Raw genomic sequence first — 18869 nt, 5'->3', positions numbered from 1 at the left:
CACGTTGTCACAAGTGCCGTCTGTAGGAGGGGCAGGTCAGCTGGCAGTGGCCAGGAGCAGGTCCTGCACCGAACGGCCCTTGTCACGGTTTCGATCGTTGGCATACAACGATGCCGCAATCTCATCCGCGCGAATCGGCAGCACCGACAGCAAGGTATCGCTCAAGCCATGGCTGGCCTGGCTGAAGCCCTGGATGTAGATACCCGCCTTGCAGCGCTCGTCGGTGACGATGCGGTAGTCGCGGGCCACTTCGAAGTCGCCCATGTAGGCTTGCAGCGGCGCCAACAGTTCGCGGTGCATCTGGCGCTCATAGCCGGTGGCGAGGATCACGGCGTCGTAGTGGTTGACACTGGTTTCGCCCGTGGCGTTGTTGCGCAATACCAGTTCGATACCCAGCGGCCCGGGCGTGGCCTTCTCCACCACGGTCATGGTGCGGAACGCCTGGCGGGCGATGCCGGAGACTTTCTGACGGTAGAAAATCCCGTAGATGCGCTCGATAAGGTCCAGGTCCACCACCGAATAGTTGGTGTTCTGGTACTCGGCGACCAAACGCTCGCGTTCGGCCCCCACTTGCTGGAACACCAGGTCGGTAAACGCGGGCGAGAACACTTCGTTGACGAACGGGCTGTCATCGGCCGGTTTGAGCGCCGAGCCGCGCAGGATCATATCGACCTGCACCGATGGGAAGCTGTCATTGAGGTCGATAAAGGCTTCGGCCGCGCTTTGGCCGCCGCCGATCACCGCGATGCGCATGGCCTTGCCATCCACGCAAGGCTGGCTCGCCATGCGCTCCAGATACTGGGAATGGTGGAACACGCGGCTGTCGCCCTTGAGCGCCTTGAAGGCTTCGGGGATACGCGCAGTGCCGCCGGCGCTGACCACCACCGAGCGGGTGGTACGCACATGCTGCTCGCCCTGGGCATCGCGGGAAATAACGCGCAAGGCCTCCACCTGCTGCTGGTGCAGGATCGGTTCGATGGCCAGCACTTCCTCACCGTAGTTGGCCTGGGCCTGGAACTGCCCGGCCACCCAGCGCAGGTAGTCGTTGTACTCCATGCGGCAGGGGTAGAAGGTGCCCAGGTTGATGAAGTCCACCAGGCGATCGTGAGCCTTGAGGTAATTGACGAAGGAGTACGGGCTGGTGGGGTTGCGCAGGGTCACCAGGTCCTTGAGGAAGGAGATCTGCAGTTCGCTCTGGGTCACCAGGGTATTGCCGTGCCAGCGGTAGTCGGCTTGTTTGTCGAGAAACAGCACGTCCAGCTTGCCCTGGGCCTTTTCACGCTCCTGCAGGGCGATGGCCAGCGCCAGGTTCGAAGGGCCGAAGCCAATACCGATCAGGTCGTGAACCGCGGGCGAAGCAATTGCCTGTGTCATTCCAGTGTCCTCTGGATAAGCCCCTTGGCGGTGGGGCGGGAATACCTTCATGGCCTGAACAACAGGCCGTGTGTTGATAGGAAACGAGGACAGTGAAATAAAATTTAACCAACTGGCGATCAGTGCGCTTCCCACTCACGCATACGCACCCGGCAATGCTTCATGGCGTTGACGATGTGTTTTTCCACCAGGCTGCGGGAAATCCCCAGGCGCTCGGCGATTTGCACATGGGACAGGCCCTCGAGCTTGCGCAGCAGGAAACTGTCGCGACACGCCGCCGGCAACTCGGCCAGGGCGCGCTCAAGCATCTCCAGGCGCTGGTTGTGGTCATGACTGGCGTGGGGTGAACAGGGGGCGAAGCGTTCTTCGCTGTCCAGCACCTCAAGAGGCTCGGACTGACGCAAGGCGTTGCGCCGGTGGCCGTCGATCACCAGGTTCAAGGCCGTGCGGTACAGGAAGGCGCGGGGCTGTTCGATCGGGATGTCGCTGGAACGCTCCAGCACCCGAACATAAGCGTCATGCACCACATCTTCGGCCACCTGACGGTTGCCCAGCTTGGCGTTCAGGAAACACACCAGCTCGCGATAGTAGTTTTCCAACATGACTCCTGGCCCCGTGGCCGTGGTGCTAACGATCCCAGCCCGTTAGGAGCGAGCCCATCGATGATGGCAGTTTGAGTGTGTGCAATTTATAGTAATTCTCATCTACTTTTAAAGGAGTCTTGCACCAACGGTGCATTTTTTTTCGTCGCACGAGCTGTTACCACATGTGTAACAACCTAAATTCCCGAGCTTTTTTCTCGTATAACTGTCAACTCCCCGCTCCTGCGGTCAACACCTCCTGGCTGGAACCAAGACATGAAACGCCCTCGACCTGCCCGACGCGCCCTGCTTGTGCTGGCGTGCCTGCTCCCCATCCTTGTGGTGGCTGCCTGGCAAGTGCTGCCGTCGGGACGCGACAGCCTACCCACGGTCACCGTAACCCGCGGCGACATTGAAAATAGCGTTACGTCACTGGGCACCCTGCAACCGCGCCGTTATGTGGACGTGGGTGCCCAGGCGTCCGGACAGATTCGCAAGATCCATGTGGAGGCTGGTGATCAAGTCAAGGAAGGCGATCTGCTGGTGGAAATCGATCCCGCCACGCAACAGGCCAAGCTCGACGCCAGCCGCTATTCCATTGAAAACCTCAAGGCGCAGTTGCAGGAACAGAAAGCCCAGCACGAACTCGCACGCCAGAAATACCAGCGCCAGCAACGCTTGGTTGCAGGCAACGCCACCCGCGAAGAAGATGTGCAAACCGCCAAAGCCGAACTGAGTGCCACCCAAGCCCGTGTCGATATGTTCCAGGCACAGATCCGCCAAGCCCAGGCCAGCCTGCGCAGTGACGAGGCCGAACTGGGCTATACGCGGATTTACGCGCCCATGAGCGGCACCGTGGTGGCGGTAGATGCGCGAGTCGGCCAAACCCTCAACGCCCAACAACAAACGCCGTTGATCCTGCGCATCGCCAAATTGTCACCGATGACCGTATGGGCCGAAGTGTCCGAAGCCGATATCGGCCACGTCAAACCGGGCATGAGCGCCTATTTCACTACCCTCGCCGGCGGCAACCGGCGCTGGAGCAGCACCGTGCGCCAGATTCTGCCGATACCGCCCAAGCCGCTGAATGAAACCAGCCAGGGCAGTGGCAGCCCCAGTAGCACGAGCAAAACCGGTAGTGGCCGCGTAGTGCTGTACACCGTACTGCTGGATGTGGACAACACTGACAATGCACTGATGGCCGAAATGACCACCCAGGTGTTTTTCGTAGCCAGCCAGGTCAAGGACGCTCTCACCATCCCGGTCGCAGCGCTGCTCGGCAGCCAAGGCAGCGACAAGCAGATCGCGCGGGTCGTGACCAAAAACGGTGCCATCCAGAAGCGAGAAGTACAGCTGGGTATCAGTGACCGCCTGCGAGTTGAAGTGTTGGATGGCCTGGACGAAGGCGATCACCTGTTGATCGGCCCCGCCAGCAGCAGCGGGGGTTGATGTGACCACGCCACTGATCGAACTCAAGAACATCCGCAAATCCTACGGCGGCGGCGACAGCCCGCAGGTCGACGTATTGCGCGGGATCAACCTGTCGATCCATGCAGGAGAGTTCGTTGCCATCGTCGGCGCCTCGGGCTCCGGCAAATCCACACTGATGAACATCCTCGGTTGCCTCGACCGCCCCACCGTGGGCGACTACCTGTTCGCCGGGGAAAACGTCGCGCACCTGGATAGCGACGCACTGGCCTGGCTGCGCCGCGAAGCCTTTGGTTTCGTGTTCCAGGGCTACCACCTGATCCCGTCCGGCTCGGCCCAGGAAAACGTCGAGATGCCGGCGATCTATGCCGGCATCAGCGCTGCCGAACGCCATGCCCGCGCCAAGGCTCTGCTGACCCGCCTGGGCCTGGCCGATCGCACCAACAACCGCCCGCACCAGCTCTCCGGTGGTCAGCAGCAGCGCGTCTCGATTGCCCGTGCGTTGATGAACGGCGGGCATATCATCCTTGCCGACGAACCCACCGGTGCCCTCGACAGCCACAGCGGTGCCGAGGTGATGGTGCTGCTGGATGAATTGGCGAGCCAGGGCCACGTGGTTATTCTGATTACCCACGACCGCGAAGTCGCGGCGCACGCCAACCGCATCATCGAGATCAGCGACGGCCTGATCATCAGCGATTCGGCGTTGAGCCCCCCCCACGTGCCCGTCACGGCTGGCAGCGACGCATTGCAAGCCGTGGACCTGCGCCAGCGCCTGGCCGACGGCGCCGAACACAATGGTGCCTGGAAAGCCGAGCTGCTGGACGCGGTGCAGGCGGCGTGGCGGGTGATGTGGATCAACCGCTTCCGCACCGCGCTGACGCTGCTGGGGATCATCATCGGCGTGGCGTCGGTGGTGGTGATGCTGGCGGTAGGCGAAGGCAGCAAGCGCCAGGTCATGGCGCAGATGGCGGCCTTCGGCTCCAACATTATCTACCTGAGCGGTTTTTCGCCTAACCCGCGCACACCGCCAGGTATCGTGACCCTCAATGATGTGGCCGCATTGGCTACATTGCCCCAGGTCAAGCGCATCATGCCAGTGAACGGCACCTACGCCGGTGTTCGCTTCGGCAACGTCGATTACATGGCCTATGTAGGCGGTAACGACACCAACTTCCCGGACATCTTCAACTGGCCAGTGGCCGAGGGTAGCTACTTTACCGAAGCCGACGAGCGCGCCGGGGCCACGGTGGCGGTGATCGGTCATCGCGTGCGCGAAAAGCTGTTCAAAGGCCAGTTGGACCCCATCGGCCAATACATCCTGATCGAAAACGTGCCCTTCCAGGTAATTGGTGTGTTGGCGGAAAAAGGCTCCAGCTCGGGCATGCAAGACAGCGACGACCGTGTCGCCATTCCCTATACCGCCGCCAGCGTGCGCCTGTTCGGCACCTATAACCCCGAATACGTTGCCATTGCCGCCGCCGATGCGCGCAAGGTGCAAGAGGCCGAGCAAGCCATCAGTCAGCTTATGCAAACGCTGCACGGCGGCAAACGCGACTTCCACCTGACGAACGACGCCGCGATGATCCAGGCCGAAGCGCGGACCCAGAACACCCTGTCGCTGATGCTCGGCTCGATTGCCGCGATTTCCCTGCTGGTGGGCGGTATCGGCGTGATGAATATCATGTTGATGACCGTGCGCGAACGCACCCGCGAAATCGGCATCCGCATGGCCACCGGGGCGCGCCAGAGCGACATCCTGCGCCAGTTCCTCACCGAGGCGGTGATGCTCTCGGTGGTCGGCGGTCTGTTCGGAATCGCCCTGGCATTGCTGGTGGGCGGCGTGCTGGTGCTAGCCGAAGTAGCGGTGCAGTTTTCCCTGGCGGCGGTGTTCGGCGCGTTTGGCTGTGCGCTGGTCACCGGCGTCGTATTCGGCTTTATTCCGGCCCGTAAAGCTGCCCGGCTCGATCCGGTTAAGGCATTGACCAGTGAATAAACGATCCATCGCACCGCACCTGTCGACACTCAGCCTGTGCCTGTTGCTCAATGCCTGTGCCGGCACCTCGCCTGCCCTCGACAGCGGCATTGCCGCGCCCGTCGTCTGGCAATATGCCGAACGCGACGCCGACCAGGCCACCAACCAGCGTTGGTGGACGCAGTTTGGCAGCCCTGTGCTGAACCGCCTGATCGATCAGGCCCGCCGTGACAGCTTTGACGTGGCTGCGGCCATGGCGCGGGTGCGGCAGGCCCAGGCGACAGCGGTGATTGCTGGCGCACCGTTGCTGCCCGAGGTGAAGTTCAACCTCAGCGCCAGCCGTCAAAGACTGTTGCGCGGCAGCGGCAACTCGGACCTGGACGCCACCGAGAGCAACAGGACGGTCAATAACTATGACGCCAACCTCACGGCCAGCTACGAAATCGACTTCTGGGGTGGCCGCGCCGCTGCGCGAGACAGCGCTGTGCATAGCCTGCACGCCAGTGAGTTCGATCAGGCCAACGTGGAGTTGACCTTGCTCAGCAATGTCGCCGACCGCTATGCGCAAACCCTGGCCGCGCACCAGCGCCTGCAGATCGCCGAGCTGAACCTGGCCAATGCGCGCAATGTGCTGGACCTGGTGCAAACCCGCTACGATGCCGGTTCCGCCACGGCCCTGGAGTTCGCGCAACAGAAGAGCCTGGTGGCCGGCCAGCAACGGCAACTGCCGCTGATCCAGCAATCGGCCGAAGAATCGCGCATCACCCTCGCCGCCTTGCTCGGCCAGCCGGTACAGGCCCTGGCGCTGGGCAGCGAGCCGTTCCAGGCACTGACCTGGCCGAATATCGGCCCCGGTGTTCCTAGCCAGTTGTTGCGCCGCCGCCCTGACATCGCCCAGGCCGAGGCACAGCTGGCGGCGGCCAATGCCGACGTCACGGTGGCCCGTGCGGCCATGCTGCCCTCGGTGACATTGGGCGCAACCCTCGGCTCGGGTGCGTACAAGGCTGAAGATGTTCTGCGCAGCCCGTTCTACACCCTGACCTCGGGCCTGATCGCACCGATCTTCAACAACGGTCGGCTGAGTGCCGAGCGCGATAAAGCTCGTGCGCGCCAGGATGAACTGCTGCAAACCTACCGCGGAGCGATCATCAACGGCTTTGCCGATGTGGAAAAAGCCCTCAGCAGCCTGACTCGCCTGGACCAGCAACGCCAATGGCAAACTGAAGAACTGCAGCAGGCGCAAACGGCCTTTCAGATTGCGCAAAGCCGCTACGAGGCCGGCGCCGAAGACCTGCTCACGGTGCTGGAAACCCAACGCACCCTCTATGCCGCCCAGGACCTGAACGTGCAACTGCGCCTGTCGCGGCTGCAAGCCAGTATCGCGCTGTACAAGGCATTAGGGGGTGGATGGAAGACCGATAGCTGATAAGCAAAATCGGTATTTCTTACACAAACTGTTTCTTAGCCTTACATTCTCCACCCCCAGGTCCTTGGTAAAAAAGCTGTTACATACGGCTGCCCGGGACCTCGTGATGACACCCAGCGTTCTTGTAAAAACCCTGGTGTGCATAAGCTGCTGGCTTATAGCAAACGCAGTGCGCGCTGAGCCCTTGATCGTGCCCACTGCAATCGACTGGCTGTTGGATTGCCCCCTCACTACCACTGCGCGCCTGGACCCTGAGGTGGTCGGGCGCACCCAATGCGGCCTGGTCAGTGTGCCGCGGGACCACGCCGCTCCCGGGCGCGGTCGTATACGCCTGAACGTGACGCGTGTGGGCGCAAGGCAACCGCTCAACCGCGAGGGCGTGGTGTTCATCCAGGCCGGCGAACCGCCCCGGCCCGCCAACGCGCCTTTCGTGCAGCACCTGGCCAGCCACTGGGAGTCGCTTGCCACCCGCGCTTATCGCACGCTGGTGGACCGTTATGACGTGATCGAACTGAGCACCCGCGACCTGCGCCAACCAAACGCAGTCGAGCAGGCGGTGCTGGACATGGAATATGTGCGCGGGCAGCTCGGCGAAGCGCGCCTGCACTACCTGGGCAGCGCCGCCGCGACCCGTCTTGGCAGCCGCTACGGCACGCTGTTTCCCGAGCGCATCGCACGCATGGTGCTGATTAATGCGGCGCCGGGCGATCCTATTGCTGTGGGCGTCGAGCAGTTATTGCTCAAGGAGTCCAAGCAGTCGGGCGCCGACGGCTGTGTCACCCGCTGGCTGGGGGATTTCCTCGCCTATGGCAAACAGCCGCCAGCCTCCGCGCGCTGCCTTGACCTGGGTGCCTGGGAGTAACCGGCGCATTTGCGACCTGTTGCCATCGAAAACGACACGCTGCGTTGACGCTCCGATGCAATCGTTATTAAGTGCTATTTATCCGCATTAATACGATAAATCAAACCCATGCTGACTCGCCCGCTACGCCGCAAACGCCAGAAGCTGTCCGACGTGATTGTCGAGTCGGTCAAGCGCTCCATCGTCACCGATGCCTTGAAGCCCGGCGACCGCTTGCCCACCGAACGCGAGCTGATGGAAAGCTTCCAGTGCTCCAAGGGCTCGGCACGCGAAGCGCTCAAGGCATTGGAGGTCGAAGGGTTGGTCAATACGCGCACCGGCCCCAGTGGCGGGGCTTATCTGAACCAGGCCGGCACTGAACCTGCCAGCCGCGCCTTGCGCAACTACCTGCACTTCCAGCATCTGGATGGCGAGCAGGTGTATCAGTTGCGCAAGGTCATCGAAGTGGAACTGGCGCTATCGGTGCTCGGGCGCTTGAGCGAAGACGACTATCAGGCCCTGCAAGCCAATGTGGATTTTTGCAGCGCCCCCGAAGACAGCGAAGCCGGCCAGCGCGAACAGCGCCTGGCGGAACTGGAGTTCCACAACCTGCTGGCCCGGGCGTGCCCCAACCCGCTATTGAGTTTTATGGCGCAGTTTCTCAACGACCTGCTGCGCGACCTGGTGGTGCTGAAGAAAGCCTACAAGCCCAAGCGCAAGCAGTTCGACGCGGCCAACCTCGACTATCACAAGCAACTGCTGATCGCCTTTCGTGCCGGGGATGAAAGCGCCGTGCGCAGTTTGATGCATGAGCATATGTGCGATGCCGAACACCATATGACTGCGCTGGAAGGCCAGGTCAGCCCGCATTTCCTTCTGGAGTTTGATCACCGTTAGGAACAAAACCCGATCAATGTGGGAGCTGGCTTGCCTGCGATGGCATCGACTCGGTCCCCCTGTAACACCGAGGCGCCCGCATCGCAGGCAAGCCAGCTCCTACATTTGACCGTGTCCATCTGTTGAACCGAGTTACCCAATAACAAGCCTGCCCACAGGCCCTTGCACCACCGTATCGCCCTTGCCGCTCCTGCCAATAACTAAACCAGGGAGTCACCCCATGCAGCGTCGTACGTTATTGAAAGCCAGCCTCACCGCGGCCGCCGCCCTCAGCTTGCCGCTGAGCGTGCGTTCGGCCTTCGCCGCCGAGCCCTTTACCTTTTACGGCCTCAAGTCCATGTCTGGCGCGTTTGCCAGCTATGGCAAATTTGCCGACATGGGTTCGCGCCTGGCCGTGCAACAGCAAGCCGAGATCCTCGGCCGCCCGCTGACCTACAAGGTTATCGACACCGAAGGCAACGCCGGCAAGGCGGTGCGCAAGGTGCAGGAGGCAATCGCGCAGGACGGCGCACGCTTTTTCCAGGGTTGCACACTGTCGTCTTCCGCCCTGGCGGTGGCCAAGGAAGTCGATAAAGTCGGCGGCGTTTTCATGACCCCGGTGGGTGCTGATGAAGTCACCGGCAAGGATTGCAACAAGGCGACCTTTCGCTGGTCAGTGCCCACCTACGGCGCGATCCGCGAAACCATGGTGCCGCTGATCAAACTGTTGCCGGACGCCAAACGCTGGTACACCATCACGCCGCAATACGTGTTCGGCGAAGCCTTGCTCGAAGGCGCAAAGAGCGTGCTGAAGGAACACGGCCTGGAGCATGTCGGCAACAGCTACCACTCGCTGCAGGAGCAGGAATTCTCCGGCTACCTGACCAACGCCATTTCCACCCGGCCCGACGTGCTGGTACTGCTCAACTTCGGCAACCAGTCGTCCAACACCTTGCGCCAGGCGGTGAACTTCGGCATCAAGGAACGCATGAAGGTGCTGCTGGTATGGTCGGCCGGCCTTGATCAATTCCAGGAACTGGGCAGCGATGTGCTCGAAGGCGTGTACCTCGGCGCGCAGTACTGGCATCAGGTCGATACGCCACTCAACCGCGAACTGGTCAAGCTGACCCAGGCCAAATACGGCATCAACCCCACCTACCCGCTGGCCGCCGACTACATCAGCACCAAGGTCATGCTCGACACCATCATCGCCACCGGCAGCTTCGACGGCGCAACCGTGGCCAAGGCCATGCAAGGCTTGAGCTATGAAGGCCCGACCGGCAAGGAGTCGATCCGCGCCGGCGACCATCAGGTGATCAAGGATTACTACCTGCTGGTCGGCAAGGCCAGCGGCGACATGGCCGACAAGGACGACCTGGCCAAGGTGCTCAGCGCCGGCCAATCGTTCCCACCGGTCGAGGCGACGGGCTGCACGCTCGGCTGACTGCTTACTTTTGTCGCGCAGGGCCGCGCAAGCGGCCGCCTGCAGAGGGTTCCTGCATGCTCAATTTGTACCTGTTCCAGATTCTCAACGGCCTTGGGCTGGGGATGATCTACTTCCTGATCGCGGTCGGGCTGACGATCATTTTCGGCCTGCTCAACTTCGTCAACTTCGCCCACGGCGCGTTTTTCCTGCTGGGCGCCTACATCTGCTACACCGCCGTGAGCCTCACCGGCAGCTTCTGGCTGGCGCTGCTCGTCGCGCCGCTGGTGGTGGCTGCGCTAGCCTGGGTGATCGAGCGTTTGCTGATCCAGCGGATCTACCACTTGCCGCACATGTTCCAGATTCTGGTAACCCTGGGGATCGCGCTGATTATCCAGGAAGCCAGCGTGATGATCTGGGGCCCGGTGGGCAAAAGTGTCGCCGTACCGGAGTTGCTGCGCGGCGTGCTGGTGGTGGGGGATTTTGTCTATCCCTACTACCGCCTGTTTCTCATCGTGTTTTCCGGGCTGGTCGGCCTGGGCCTGTGGCTGCTGCTGGAACGCACGCGCTTCGGCGCCCTGGTGCGCGCCGGCAGTGAGAGCACTGAAACCGTGTCATTGCTGGGCACCAATATTTTCCGCCTGTTCTCCATGACCTTCGCCCTCGGCGTGGCCCTGGCCGGTGTCGCCGGGGTGTTGTTCGCACCGTTGCGCGGCGCCCAGCCCTTTGTCGGCCCGGAGATTCTCGGGGTGGCGTTCGTGGTGGTGGTGATCGGCGGCATGGGCTCGTTCAGCGGTGCGCTGGTCGGCGGTTTGCTGGTAGGCGTCGTGCAAAGCCTGATGACCACACTCTGGCCCCAGGGTGCGAGCCTGATGATCTACGGCGCGATGGCCGTGGTGATTCTGGTCCGCCCCTACGGCCTGTTCGGGAGAGCCTGACATGAGCGAGAAAAATCCCCTGCCGTTTGCCAAAACCCAATCCAAAGCGATGCTGCTGTGGGTATTGGCGGTGCTGATCGGCCTGCCGTTGATACTGCCCTCGGCAACCCTGGCCACCGAGATCCTGATCTTTGCCATGGCCGCCCTGGCTTGCAACCTGTTGCTGGGCTACACCGGCTTGCTGTCATTCGGCCAAGGCATCTTCTTCGGGGCCGGCGCCTACTGCGCGGCGTTGCTGATGATCCACCTGCAACTGGGGTTGTTCACCGCACTGCTGGGTGCCGCAATCGCCGGCGGTTTCCTGGCATTGCTGGTGGGCGCCCTGGCGATTCGGCGCACCGGCATTTACTTCGTGATGCTCACGCTGGCGTTCAGCCAGATGGCCTATTTCGTCGCCTACACCCTGAGCGACTGGACCGGCGGCGACAACGGCCTGCTCAGCGTGCCGCGCCCGGAAATCCGTGTGGGTGAAACCGTGCTGCTGTCCTTGGCCGATGCCCGTGCCTTCTATGGATTTGTCGCGGTGCTGTTCCTGCTGATCTTTATCGGCGCTCGCCGGGTGATCGCTTCGCCGTTCGGCAGCACGCTGATGGCGATCCGTGAGAACGAAACCCGGGCCTCGGCCATCGGCTACGACACGCGGCACTTCAAGATCCTGGTGTTCGTGCTGTCCGGGGCGGTCACCGGGATTGCCGGGGCGCTGTACGCCATGCTGCTGCACTTTGTGCCACTGTCCAATATTGACCTGGCGATGTCCGAGAACATTCTGATCATGACCATCGTCGGCGGCACGGGCTCGTTGTTCGGCTCATTGCTGGGCGCCGGCTCCATTGTGCTGCTGGGGGATTTCCTCTCCGACCTGTGGCCGCGCTGGCTGATGCTGCTGGGGGTGATCCTGATCCTGGTGGTGATCTTCATGCGCGGCGGTTTGTGGGGCGGCCTGGCGTCGCTGTTCGAGAAGCTGCGCGGCAATCGCAAAACTGCGGCCGTCGCCAAGGAGCCAGGGCTATGAGCATCCTGCTGGAAACCCAGAACCTGGAACTGGCCTATGGCGCGTTCCATGCGGTCAATGGCGTCAACCTCAAGGTCGAGGCCGGCACTATCCACACCATTATCGGCCCCAATGGCGCTGGCAAGACCAGCCTGTTTCATTGCCTGACAGGTGAGCGCCAGGCCACTGCCGGAGCGATCCATTTCGACGGCAACAACCTGATGCGCAAGCCCGCCCATGCCCGCGTCGGCCTGGGCATGGCGCGTTCGTTCCAGCTCACCAGCCTGTTCCAGAACCTCAGCGTGCGCGAAAACCTGCGACTGGCCGCCCAGGGCCGCGATGGCGCCCGGGCCTTGAACTTCTGGCGCCGAGTGGACAGCAAGCGCGAACACCTGGAGATGGCCGACCAGGTCCTTGAGCGCCTGCAACTCACTGCCCGCGCCGACACCCTGGCCGGCGAGTTGTCCCACGGCCAGCAGCGGGTACTGGAGGTGGGCATGTCGATCTGCTCCAAACCCAAACTGCTGATGCTCGACGAGCCCACTTCGGGCATGGGCATCGACGACATCCCGATCATGACCCAACTGATCAGCGACCTCGGCCGCGACCACACGGTGCTGCTGATCGAACACAACATGAGCATTGTCATGTCCATCAGCCAACGCATTACGGTAATGAGCCACGGCCAGATCCTGGTGGAAGGCACGCCAGATTTCGTGCGTGCCGATGAACGTGTGCGCACTGCATACCTTGGGGAGGCCGCCTGATGCTGATCGTCGAGAATATCCATTCCTACTACGACAAGAGCCATGTGCTGGAAGGCGTGTCATTGACCGTCAACCCTGGCGAACTGGTGACCCTGCTGGGTCGCAATGGCGCCGGCAAGACCACCACCCTGCGCAGCATCCTCGGCATCATTTGCCCGCGTCAGGGCCAGATTCACTTCAATGGCCAGGCGCTGGTGGGGCAGAAAATCTTTGAAATTGCACGCCAGGGCTTGGCACTGGTGCCGGAGAACCGCGGGATTTTCCGCCTGCTCAGCGTCGAGGAAAACCTGCGCATCGCCGTACGCAAAAGCAGCCGTTGGCAACTGGACGATGTATACGCCATGTTCCCGCGCCTCAAGGAACGGCGCAAAAACGCCGGCCATGCGCTATCCGGCGGCGAACAGCAAATGCTCGCCATCGCCCGCGCCCTGCTCAACGACCCCAAGCTGCTGATCCTCGACGAACCCACCGAGGGCCTGGCCCCGGTGATCGTCGACGAGCTGGTGAAGATCCTGCGCAAGGTCAAGGACGACGGCCTGCCGGTGCTGCTGGTGGAGCAGAACCTGATGGTCTGCGACAAGCTCGCCGACCGTCATTACGTACTCGAACAGGGCCGCGTGGTGTACGAAGGCAGCGCCGCTGACTTCCGTGCCGACCCGTCGATCAAGAACCGTTATCTGGCCTTGAGTGCCTGACTGGAGATCTCTGATGAATAGTGTTGCGCAACCGCTCCAGAGCAACGCCCCGCTGATCAACCGTGACCGCCTGTGGCAATCGCTGATGGACCTGGCCCGACTCGGCGCCACGGCCAAGGGTGGCGTGTGTCGCCTGGCCCTCACCGATCTGGACCGCCAGGCCCGCGACCTGTTTGTGCAGTGGTGCGAAGCGGCTGGGTGCAGCGTCACTGTCGACGCCATCGGCAATATCTTTGCGCGTCGTGCCGGACGCAACCCCGCCCTGCCCCCGGTGATGACCGGCAGCCACATCGACACCCAACCCACCGGCGGCAAGTTCGACGGCTGCTACGGGGTGATGGCCGGGCTGGAAGTGATCCGTACCTTGAATGACTTGCAGATCCAGACCCAGGCGCCGATTGAAGTGGTGGTGTGGACCAACGAAGAAGGCTCGCGCTTCCCGCCGTGCATGATGGGCTCCGGGGTGTTTGCCGGGAAGTTCGACTTGCAGGACACCCTCGACAAACGCGACGACCAGGGCCTGTCGGTAGGTGCCGAATTACAGCGCATTGGCTATGCCGGTTCCCGTGCGGTTCTGGGCCATCCGGTCGGCGCCTACTTCGAAGCCCATATAGAGCAAGGCCCGGTACTGGAAGACCAGGCCACCACTATCGGCGTGGTCATGGGCTGCCTGGGCCAGAAATGGTTCGACCTGACCCTCGCCGGCGTCGAAGCCCACGCCGGCCCCACACCGATGCACCTGCGCAAGGATGCCCTGGTCGGCGCCGCCGAGGTGGTCAGCGCGGTCAACCGTATCGCCCATCAACAACAGCCCCATGCCTGCGGCACCGTTGGTTGCCTGAGCCTGCACCCGGGTTCGCGCAATGTGATTCCCGGCCAGGTGCAGATGACCATCGACTTGCGCCACCTGCAGGCCGACAAGCTGCAAGCCATGGTCGATGAAGTACGCGGCGTGATCCAAACCACGGCCGCCCGACACGGCTTGACCTTTGAACTGACACCCACCGCCGACTTCCCGCCGCTGGACTTCAACCCGGCCTGCGTCAATGCCGTGCGCGATGGCGCGAGGGCCTTGGGCTTGAGCCATATGGACATCGTCAGCGGCGCTGGGCATGACGCGATCTTCGTCGCCGAACTGGGCCCCGCCGGGATGATCTTCGTGCCGTGCGAAGGCGGCATCAGCCATAACGAAATCGAAAACGCCGCGCCGGATGATCTGGCGGCTGGCTGCGCGGTGTTGCTGCGGGCCATGGTCAACGCGGCTCAGGGAGTTCAAGCATGAGTGAGATCGGCCAACTGACGGCGGTGCAACTGCTCAAGCATTATCGCGACAAGAGCTTGTCACCGGTAGAGGTCACCGAAGATGCGTTGCTGCGCATCGAACGCTACAACCCGGTGGTGAACGCCTACTGCCATGTCGATCCTGAGGGTGCATTGAACGCGGCGCGGGCCTCGGAACAACGTTGGTTAAAAGGTGCCCCTTGCGGCGCCCTGGATGGCGTACCAGCGTCTATAAAAGACCTCACGCTGACCCTCGGCATGCCCACGCGCAAGGGCTCGCGCACGTCATCCGCCGAGGGGCCCTGGAATGTGGACGCGCCCTTCTCACACTTCATGCGCAAGGCCGGTGCGGTGCTGCTGGGCAAGACCAGCACCCCGGAGTTCGGCTGGAAAGGCGTCACCGACAACCCGCTGTACGGCATCACCCGCAACCCGTGGGATACACGCACCACCGCGGGCGGCTCGTCGGGTGGCGCGGGGGCGGCGGCGGCGTTGAACCTCGGCGTGTTGCATCAGGGCAGCGATGCGGGCGGCTCGATTCGCATCCCGTGTGCGTTCACCGGAACGTTCGGGATCAAGCCAACCTTCGGTTATGTACCGCAGTGGCCGGCCAGTTCCATGACCATCCTCTCGCATCTTGGGCCCATGACCCGCACCGTGGAAGACAGCGTCCTGATGCTACAGACCGTGGCACAAATGGATGTGCGCGATGGCCTGATCGGGGCGCCAAGGACCACGCCCTGGCTCACCCCAGGGACGGATCTGAAGGGCTTGCGCGTGGCTTATAGCCCCACGTTCGGCTATGTGGATGTCGACCCGCAAGTCGCCAAGGTCGTCACCCAGGCGGTGGAGCGCCTGGTGCAATTGGGCGCCCATGTCGAGCAGATCGACCCGGGTTTCAGCGACCCGCTTGAGGTGTTCAGCACCCTGTGGGCCGCCGGTGCCGCGCGCCTGACCGGGGCGATGAGCGATGCGCAAAAGCAACTGCTGGACCCAGGGCTGCTGCGTATTGCGCAACGGGGCGAGCGTCTGAGCCTGGACGACTTCAACGCCGCCCTGCAAGCGCGCGCCGCACTGGTTGCGCGCATGGCGGCGTTCCATGAGCACTACGACGTGCTGGTATCGCCGATGATGCCGATTACCGCGTTCGAAGCCGGGCACAACGTACCGCCCGGCTCGGGGATGAACGAGTGGATGCAATGGACGCCGTTCAGCTACCCCTTCAACCTCACCCAGCAACCGGCTGCGTCGGTGCCGTGCGGGTTGGCCGCCAATGGTTTGCCGGTGGGGTTGCATGTGGTGGCTGCGCGGTTTGCCGATGAGCAGGTGTTGAGGGTGTGTCATGCCTATGCAAAAGCCTTCCCTACCGAGCATTTGCAAGCACCTGAAACCCTGAGCTGAGATTCAATCGAAAATGTGGGAGGCATACCCCCTCCCACAGTTTTTACCGCATTCCACTACAATGCCCTCCATTCATCTTCCGGGGGGCTTCATGGACATCGAACTGGCACGCACCTTCCTCGAAATCACCCGCTGCGGCAGCCTCGCCGCAGCGGCGGAGAAACTGCACGTCACCCAGACCGCCATCACCGCCCGGGTCAAGAACCTGGAGAGCCAGTTGGGCAGCACGCTGTTTATTCGCAACCGTGCCGGTGCACGCCTGACCGCCGATGGCGAGGCCTTTGTGGTGTACGCCAACCAGTTGCTGCAAACCTGGGAAGCGGCACGCCGTGACCTACCGTTACCCGATGGCTATCGCAATGTGCTGCATATCGGCGGTGAGGTCAGCCTGTGCAACCCGCTGATGCTCGGTTGGGCCAAGGCGCTGCGCGAGCATATTCCCGGACATGCACTGCGTACCGAAATTCGCGAGGGCGAGTACCTGTTGCGTCAACTGGAGTTGGGCGTGCTCGATGCCGCGCTGGTGTTCCAGCCGCAGTACTGGCCAGGTTTGCAGGTAGAGCAAGTGCTGGAAGAAAAACTGATCCTGGTGCAATTGGCGAGCAAACCCGAGCCCTATGTGTATATCGACTGGGGCCAGGGTTTCCGCCAGCAGCATGACGCCGCCCTGCCCGACCGCGCACGTGCCGCCGTGAGTTTCAACCTGGGCCCATTGGCGCTGCAGTACATCCTGGAAAACGGCGGCGCCGGGTATTTCCGCACGCGGGTGGTGCAAAGCTATCTGGACAGTGGCGTGATGCAGCGCGTGCCCAAGGCGCCGGAGTTCAGTTTCCCGACTTACCTGGTGTATTCGCGGGCGCGGGATTCGGCGGTGTTGCAGCAGGCGCTGGCGTTGCTGCGCGAGGTGGTCAAGGCTGAAGGTGACTGGTCGCAACGCTGGGACCCGCTGATTTGAATCACACTGGGCCTGCACACATGCTAGCCTGCTGATGTGTCCTCTCGCAGCCTTACCGATGAACAAGAAAAAGTCCGTCACCATCAGCGACATTGCCAAACGGGTCGGCATGACCACCATCACCGTGTCCCGGGCGCTGAGCAAACCTGACCTGGTCAAACCCGCGACGCTGGCGCGCATCCTGGAGGTGGCACGCGAACTCGACTACGTGCCCAACGCCTTCGCGCGCGGGCTCAAGCGCAGTGAAAGCCTGATCATCGGCGTGATCACCGCGTCGGTCGACAACCCGTTCTACAGCGAGATGATCAAGGCCATTTCCCGCGAGGCGAAACAACACGGCTACACCATCATGCTGGTGGATACCGACGAACTGGAAGAACTGGAAAACAAGGCGGTCGATACGCTGCTGGGTTACCGCGTGGCGGGGATCATCCTGTCGCCGGTCTCCGATGAGCCCAGCTACCAGCCCGACTACCTGGAACGCCTGGGTAACGGCAAGACCCCCGTGGTGCTGCTGGATCGCACGATCCACGACAGCCCGTTCAGCCGCGTGGTGCTCGACAACTACCACAGCGGCATCCAGGCCGCGCACTACTTGTTGCGCCAGACGCCGCACCTCAAGCGCCTGCTGGTGCTGACCGGCCCCGAGCACTCGCGCATCACCGTGGAGCGCCTCAAAGGCTTGCGCGAAGTGCTGGCCGAGCATCCCCAGGTGCACGTTGAAGTGCAGGCGGGCGACTACACGCTGATGCCATCCTACCTGCACACCCTGGACTACCTCGCCGAACATTCGGCGCCGGACGCGATCATGGGTTTTAACCAGTTGATCACCCTCGGCGCCCTGCGCGCACTGCGCATGCACAACATCTCCCATGACAGCCTGACCATCTGCGGCATCGACCGCCTGCCCTTCGCCGATATCTTTGGCGTGCCGATCGCCTGCGTGGCCCACGACGCGTCACTGGCTGGCAGCAGCGCGGTACGTTTGCTGCTCGATCGCCTGGAAGATCCGTACAAGCCGCGGGACAAGGTGGTCATCGCCGGCCAGTTGGAAAACGGCTAGCGGCTGGTGTAACCGCCGTCGATGGGCAGGCTCACGCCGCTGATCATGCTGGCTGCGTCGCTCAGCAGGAACAGCACCGGCAACGCCACTTCCGCCGGTTGCGCAAAACGCCCCAAGGGGATCGCCGCCAGCGCCGGATCGCGCTTGGCCGGGTCGGACCAGGCCATGCTTGCCATCGGCGTCAAGGTCACCGTGGGGTTGACGCCATTGACGCGGATACCAAAACGGCCCCACTCAGCGCACTGCACACGGGTGATCGCATCCAGCGCAGCCTTGGAGGCGCAGTAACCAAGATGGTCATCCAGTGCCACCAACGACGCCTGACTTGAGACGTTGACGATACTGCCGGCGACGTTCGCCGCGATCATCTTTGCCGCGACACGACTGGCCACCTGGGCCGCGGCGCGAGCGTTAACGTTCATTACCTGGTCGAAAGCCTCGGCGCTGATGGCAGCGGCGGGTTCCAGGCGCGAGATGCCGGCGCAGTTGACCAGGCCGTGCATGAGGGGCAGGTCTTGCAGCGCTTTATCGAGGGCTGCGCTGTCGGCAATGTCCACACAGAGGGAGTGGCAGCCCAGTTCGGCCAACGCTTGGGCGTCGCGGCCAAGGGCGAAGACTTCGGCGCCGTTGTTGATCAGTTGGAGCGCGATTTCGCGACCGATGCCGCTGCTGGCGCCGGTGACGAGGATGCGCTGGTGGGTGAAGTTGAAGACTGCGTTCATAGATAGAAATCCCAAGAACAATGAAGATCCACTGTGGGAGGGGGCTTGCTCCCGATGGCGGTGTGTCAGCTACAGATAAGCTGACTGATACACTGCCATCGGGAGCAAGCCCCCTCCCACATTTTTAACCGT

Annotated in this window: 17 protein-coding genes; 14 read left to right on the top strand and 3 right to left on the bottom strand. The window is 62.5% G+C overall.

Annotated features, from left to right (window positions below):
* Positions 1–36: 36 nt before the first annotated feature.
* Together IH404_RS12165 and IH404_RS12160 are read right to left on the bottom strand one after the other, a co-directional pair.
* Positions 37–1374, bottom strand: a complete 1338-nt coding sequence (locus IH404_RS12165; RefSeq protein ID WP_194440512.1) for a SidA/IucD/PvdA family monooxygenase — start codon at positions 1372–1374, stop codon at positions 37–39.
* A gap of 119 nt (positions 1375–1493) precedes the next feature.
* Positions 1494–1976, bottom strand: coding sequence for a sigma-70 family RNA polymerase sigma factor (locus IH404_RS12160; protein ID WP_005787538.1), 483 nt, complete (start codon positions 1974–1976; stop codon positions 1494–1496).
* A gap of 255 nt (positions 1977–2231) precedes the next feature.
* Between IH404_RS12160 and IH404_RS12155 the strand changes: the two genes are divergently transcribed.
* From IH404_RS12155 to IH404_RS12090, 14 genes are all read left to right on the top strand, one after another.
* Positions 2232–3404 carry an efflux RND transporter periplasmic adaptor subunit gene (locus IH404_RS12155; protein WP_005787537.1) on the top strand — a complete coding sequence of 391 codons (1173 nt, stop codon included), beginning with the start codon at positions 2232–2234 and terminating at the stop codon, positions 3402–3404.
* A 1-nt stretch (position 3405) separates the two neighbouring features.
* Positions 3406–5379: a MacB family efflux pump subunit gene (locus IH404_RS12150; RefSeq protein ID WP_194440510.1), complete on the top strand. Its 1974-nt coding sequence runs from the start codon at positions 3406–3408 to the stop codon at positions 5377–5379.
* The gene (locus IH404_RS12145) at positions 5372–6784 is read left to right on the top strand and encodes an efflux transporter outer membrane subunit (RefSeq protein ID WP_194440509.1); all 1413 of its coding nucleotides are present in this window, start codon (positions 5372–5374) and stop codon (positions 6782–6784) included. Before IH404_RS12150 ends, IH404_RS12145 begins: the two co-directional genes overlap by 8 nt.
* Before the next feature lie 106 nt (positions 6785–6890).
* Positions 6891–7646 (top strand): alpha/beta hydrolase, encoded by a 756-nt coding sequence (locus IH404_RS12140; RefSeq protein ID WP_194440508.1) that lies wholly within the window; start codon positions 6891–6893, stop codon positions 7644–7646.
* A 108-nt stretch (positions 7647–7754) separates the two neighbouring features.
* On the top strand, positions 7755–8522 hold the full coding sequence (locus IH404_RS12135; RefSeq protein WP_005787529.1) for an FCD domain-containing protein: 768 nt from the start codon (positions 7755–7757) through the stop codon (positions 8520–8522).
* Positions 8523–8742: 220 nt separating this feature from the next.
* The gene (locus IH404_RS12130) at positions 8743–9945 is read left to right on the top strand and encodes an ABC transporter substrate-binding protein (RefSeq protein ID WP_194440507.1); all 1203 of its coding nucleotides are present in this window, start codon (positions 8743–8745) and stop codon (positions 9943–9945) included.
* A 56-nt stretch (positions 9946–10001) separates the two neighbouring features.
* Positions 10002–10862, top strand: a complete 861-nt coding sequence (locus IH404_RS12125; RefSeq protein WP_005787523.1) for a branched-chain amino acid ABC transporter permease — start codon at positions 10002–10004, stop codon at positions 10860–10862.
* Position 10863: 1 nt separating this feature from the next.
* Positions 10864–11874, top strand: coding sequence for a branched-chain amino acid ABC transporter permease (locus tag IH404_RS12120; protein WP_005787521.1), 1011 nt, complete (start codon positions 10864–10866; stop codon positions 11872–11874).
* Positions 11871–12620, top strand: a complete 750-nt coding sequence (locus tag IH404_RS12115; RefSeq protein WP_005787519.1) for an ABC transporter ATP-binding protein — start codon at positions 11871–11873, stop codon at positions 12618–12620. The genes IH404_RS12120 and IH404_RS12115 overlap by 4 nt, the downstream gene beginning before the upstream one ends.
* The gene (locus IH404_RS12110) at positions 12620–13315 is read left to right on the top strand and encodes an ABC transporter ATP-binding protein (RefSeq protein WP_005787517.1); all 696 of its coding nucleotides are present in this window, start codon (positions 12620–12622) and stop codon (positions 13313–13315) included. Before IH404_RS12115 ends, IH404_RS12110 begins: the two co-directional genes overlap by 1 nt.
* 13 nt (positions 13316–13328) lie before the next feature.
* Complete coding sequence (locus IH404_RS12105; RefSeq protein ID WP_194440506.1) at positions 13329–14597, top strand: Zn-dependent hydrolase; 1269 nt, start codon at positions 13329–13331, stop codon at positions 14595–14597.
* Positions 14594–15997, top strand: coding sequence for an amidase (locus IH404_RS12100; protein ID WP_194440505.1), 1404 nt, complete (start codon positions 14594–14596; stop codon positions 15995–15997). The genes IH404_RS12105 and IH404_RS12100 overlap by 4 nt, the downstream gene beginning before the upstream one ends.
* A gap of 91 nt (positions 15998–16088) precedes the next feature.
* Positions 16089–16952 (top strand): LysR family transcriptional regulator, encoded by an 864-nt coding sequence (locus IH404_RS12095; RefSeq protein WP_005787511.1) that lies wholly within the window; start codon positions 16089–16091, stop codon positions 16950–16952.
* A gap of 58 nt (positions 16953–17010) precedes the next feature.
* Positions 17011–18015, top strand: coding sequence for a LacI family DNA-binding transcriptional regulator (locus IH404_RS12090; protein ID WP_005787509.1), 1005 nt, complete (start codon positions 17011–17013; stop codon positions 18013–18015).
* On the opposite strand, the gene IH404_RS12085 is transcribed toward IH404_RS12090, so the two are convergent.
* Positions 18012–18737: an SDR family oxidoreductase gene (locus IH404_RS12085; protein ID WP_194440504.1), complete on the bottom strand. Its 726-nt coding sequence runs from the start codon at positions 18735–18737 to the stop codon at positions 18012–18014. The genes IH404_RS12090 and IH404_RS12085 overlap by 4 nt on opposite strands.
* Positions 18738–18869 lie beyond the last annotated feature (132 nt).

It is taken from the genome of Pseudomonas sp. OST1909 (assembly GCF_015277575.1).
Classification (GTDB): Bacteria; Pseudomonadota; Gammaproteobacteria; order Pseudomonadales; family Pseudomonadaceae; genus Aquipseudomonas; species Aquipseudomonas synxantha_A.
Note: the sequence above shows the minus strand (reverse complement) of the source record. Positions and strands in the feature narration are given on the sequence as shown.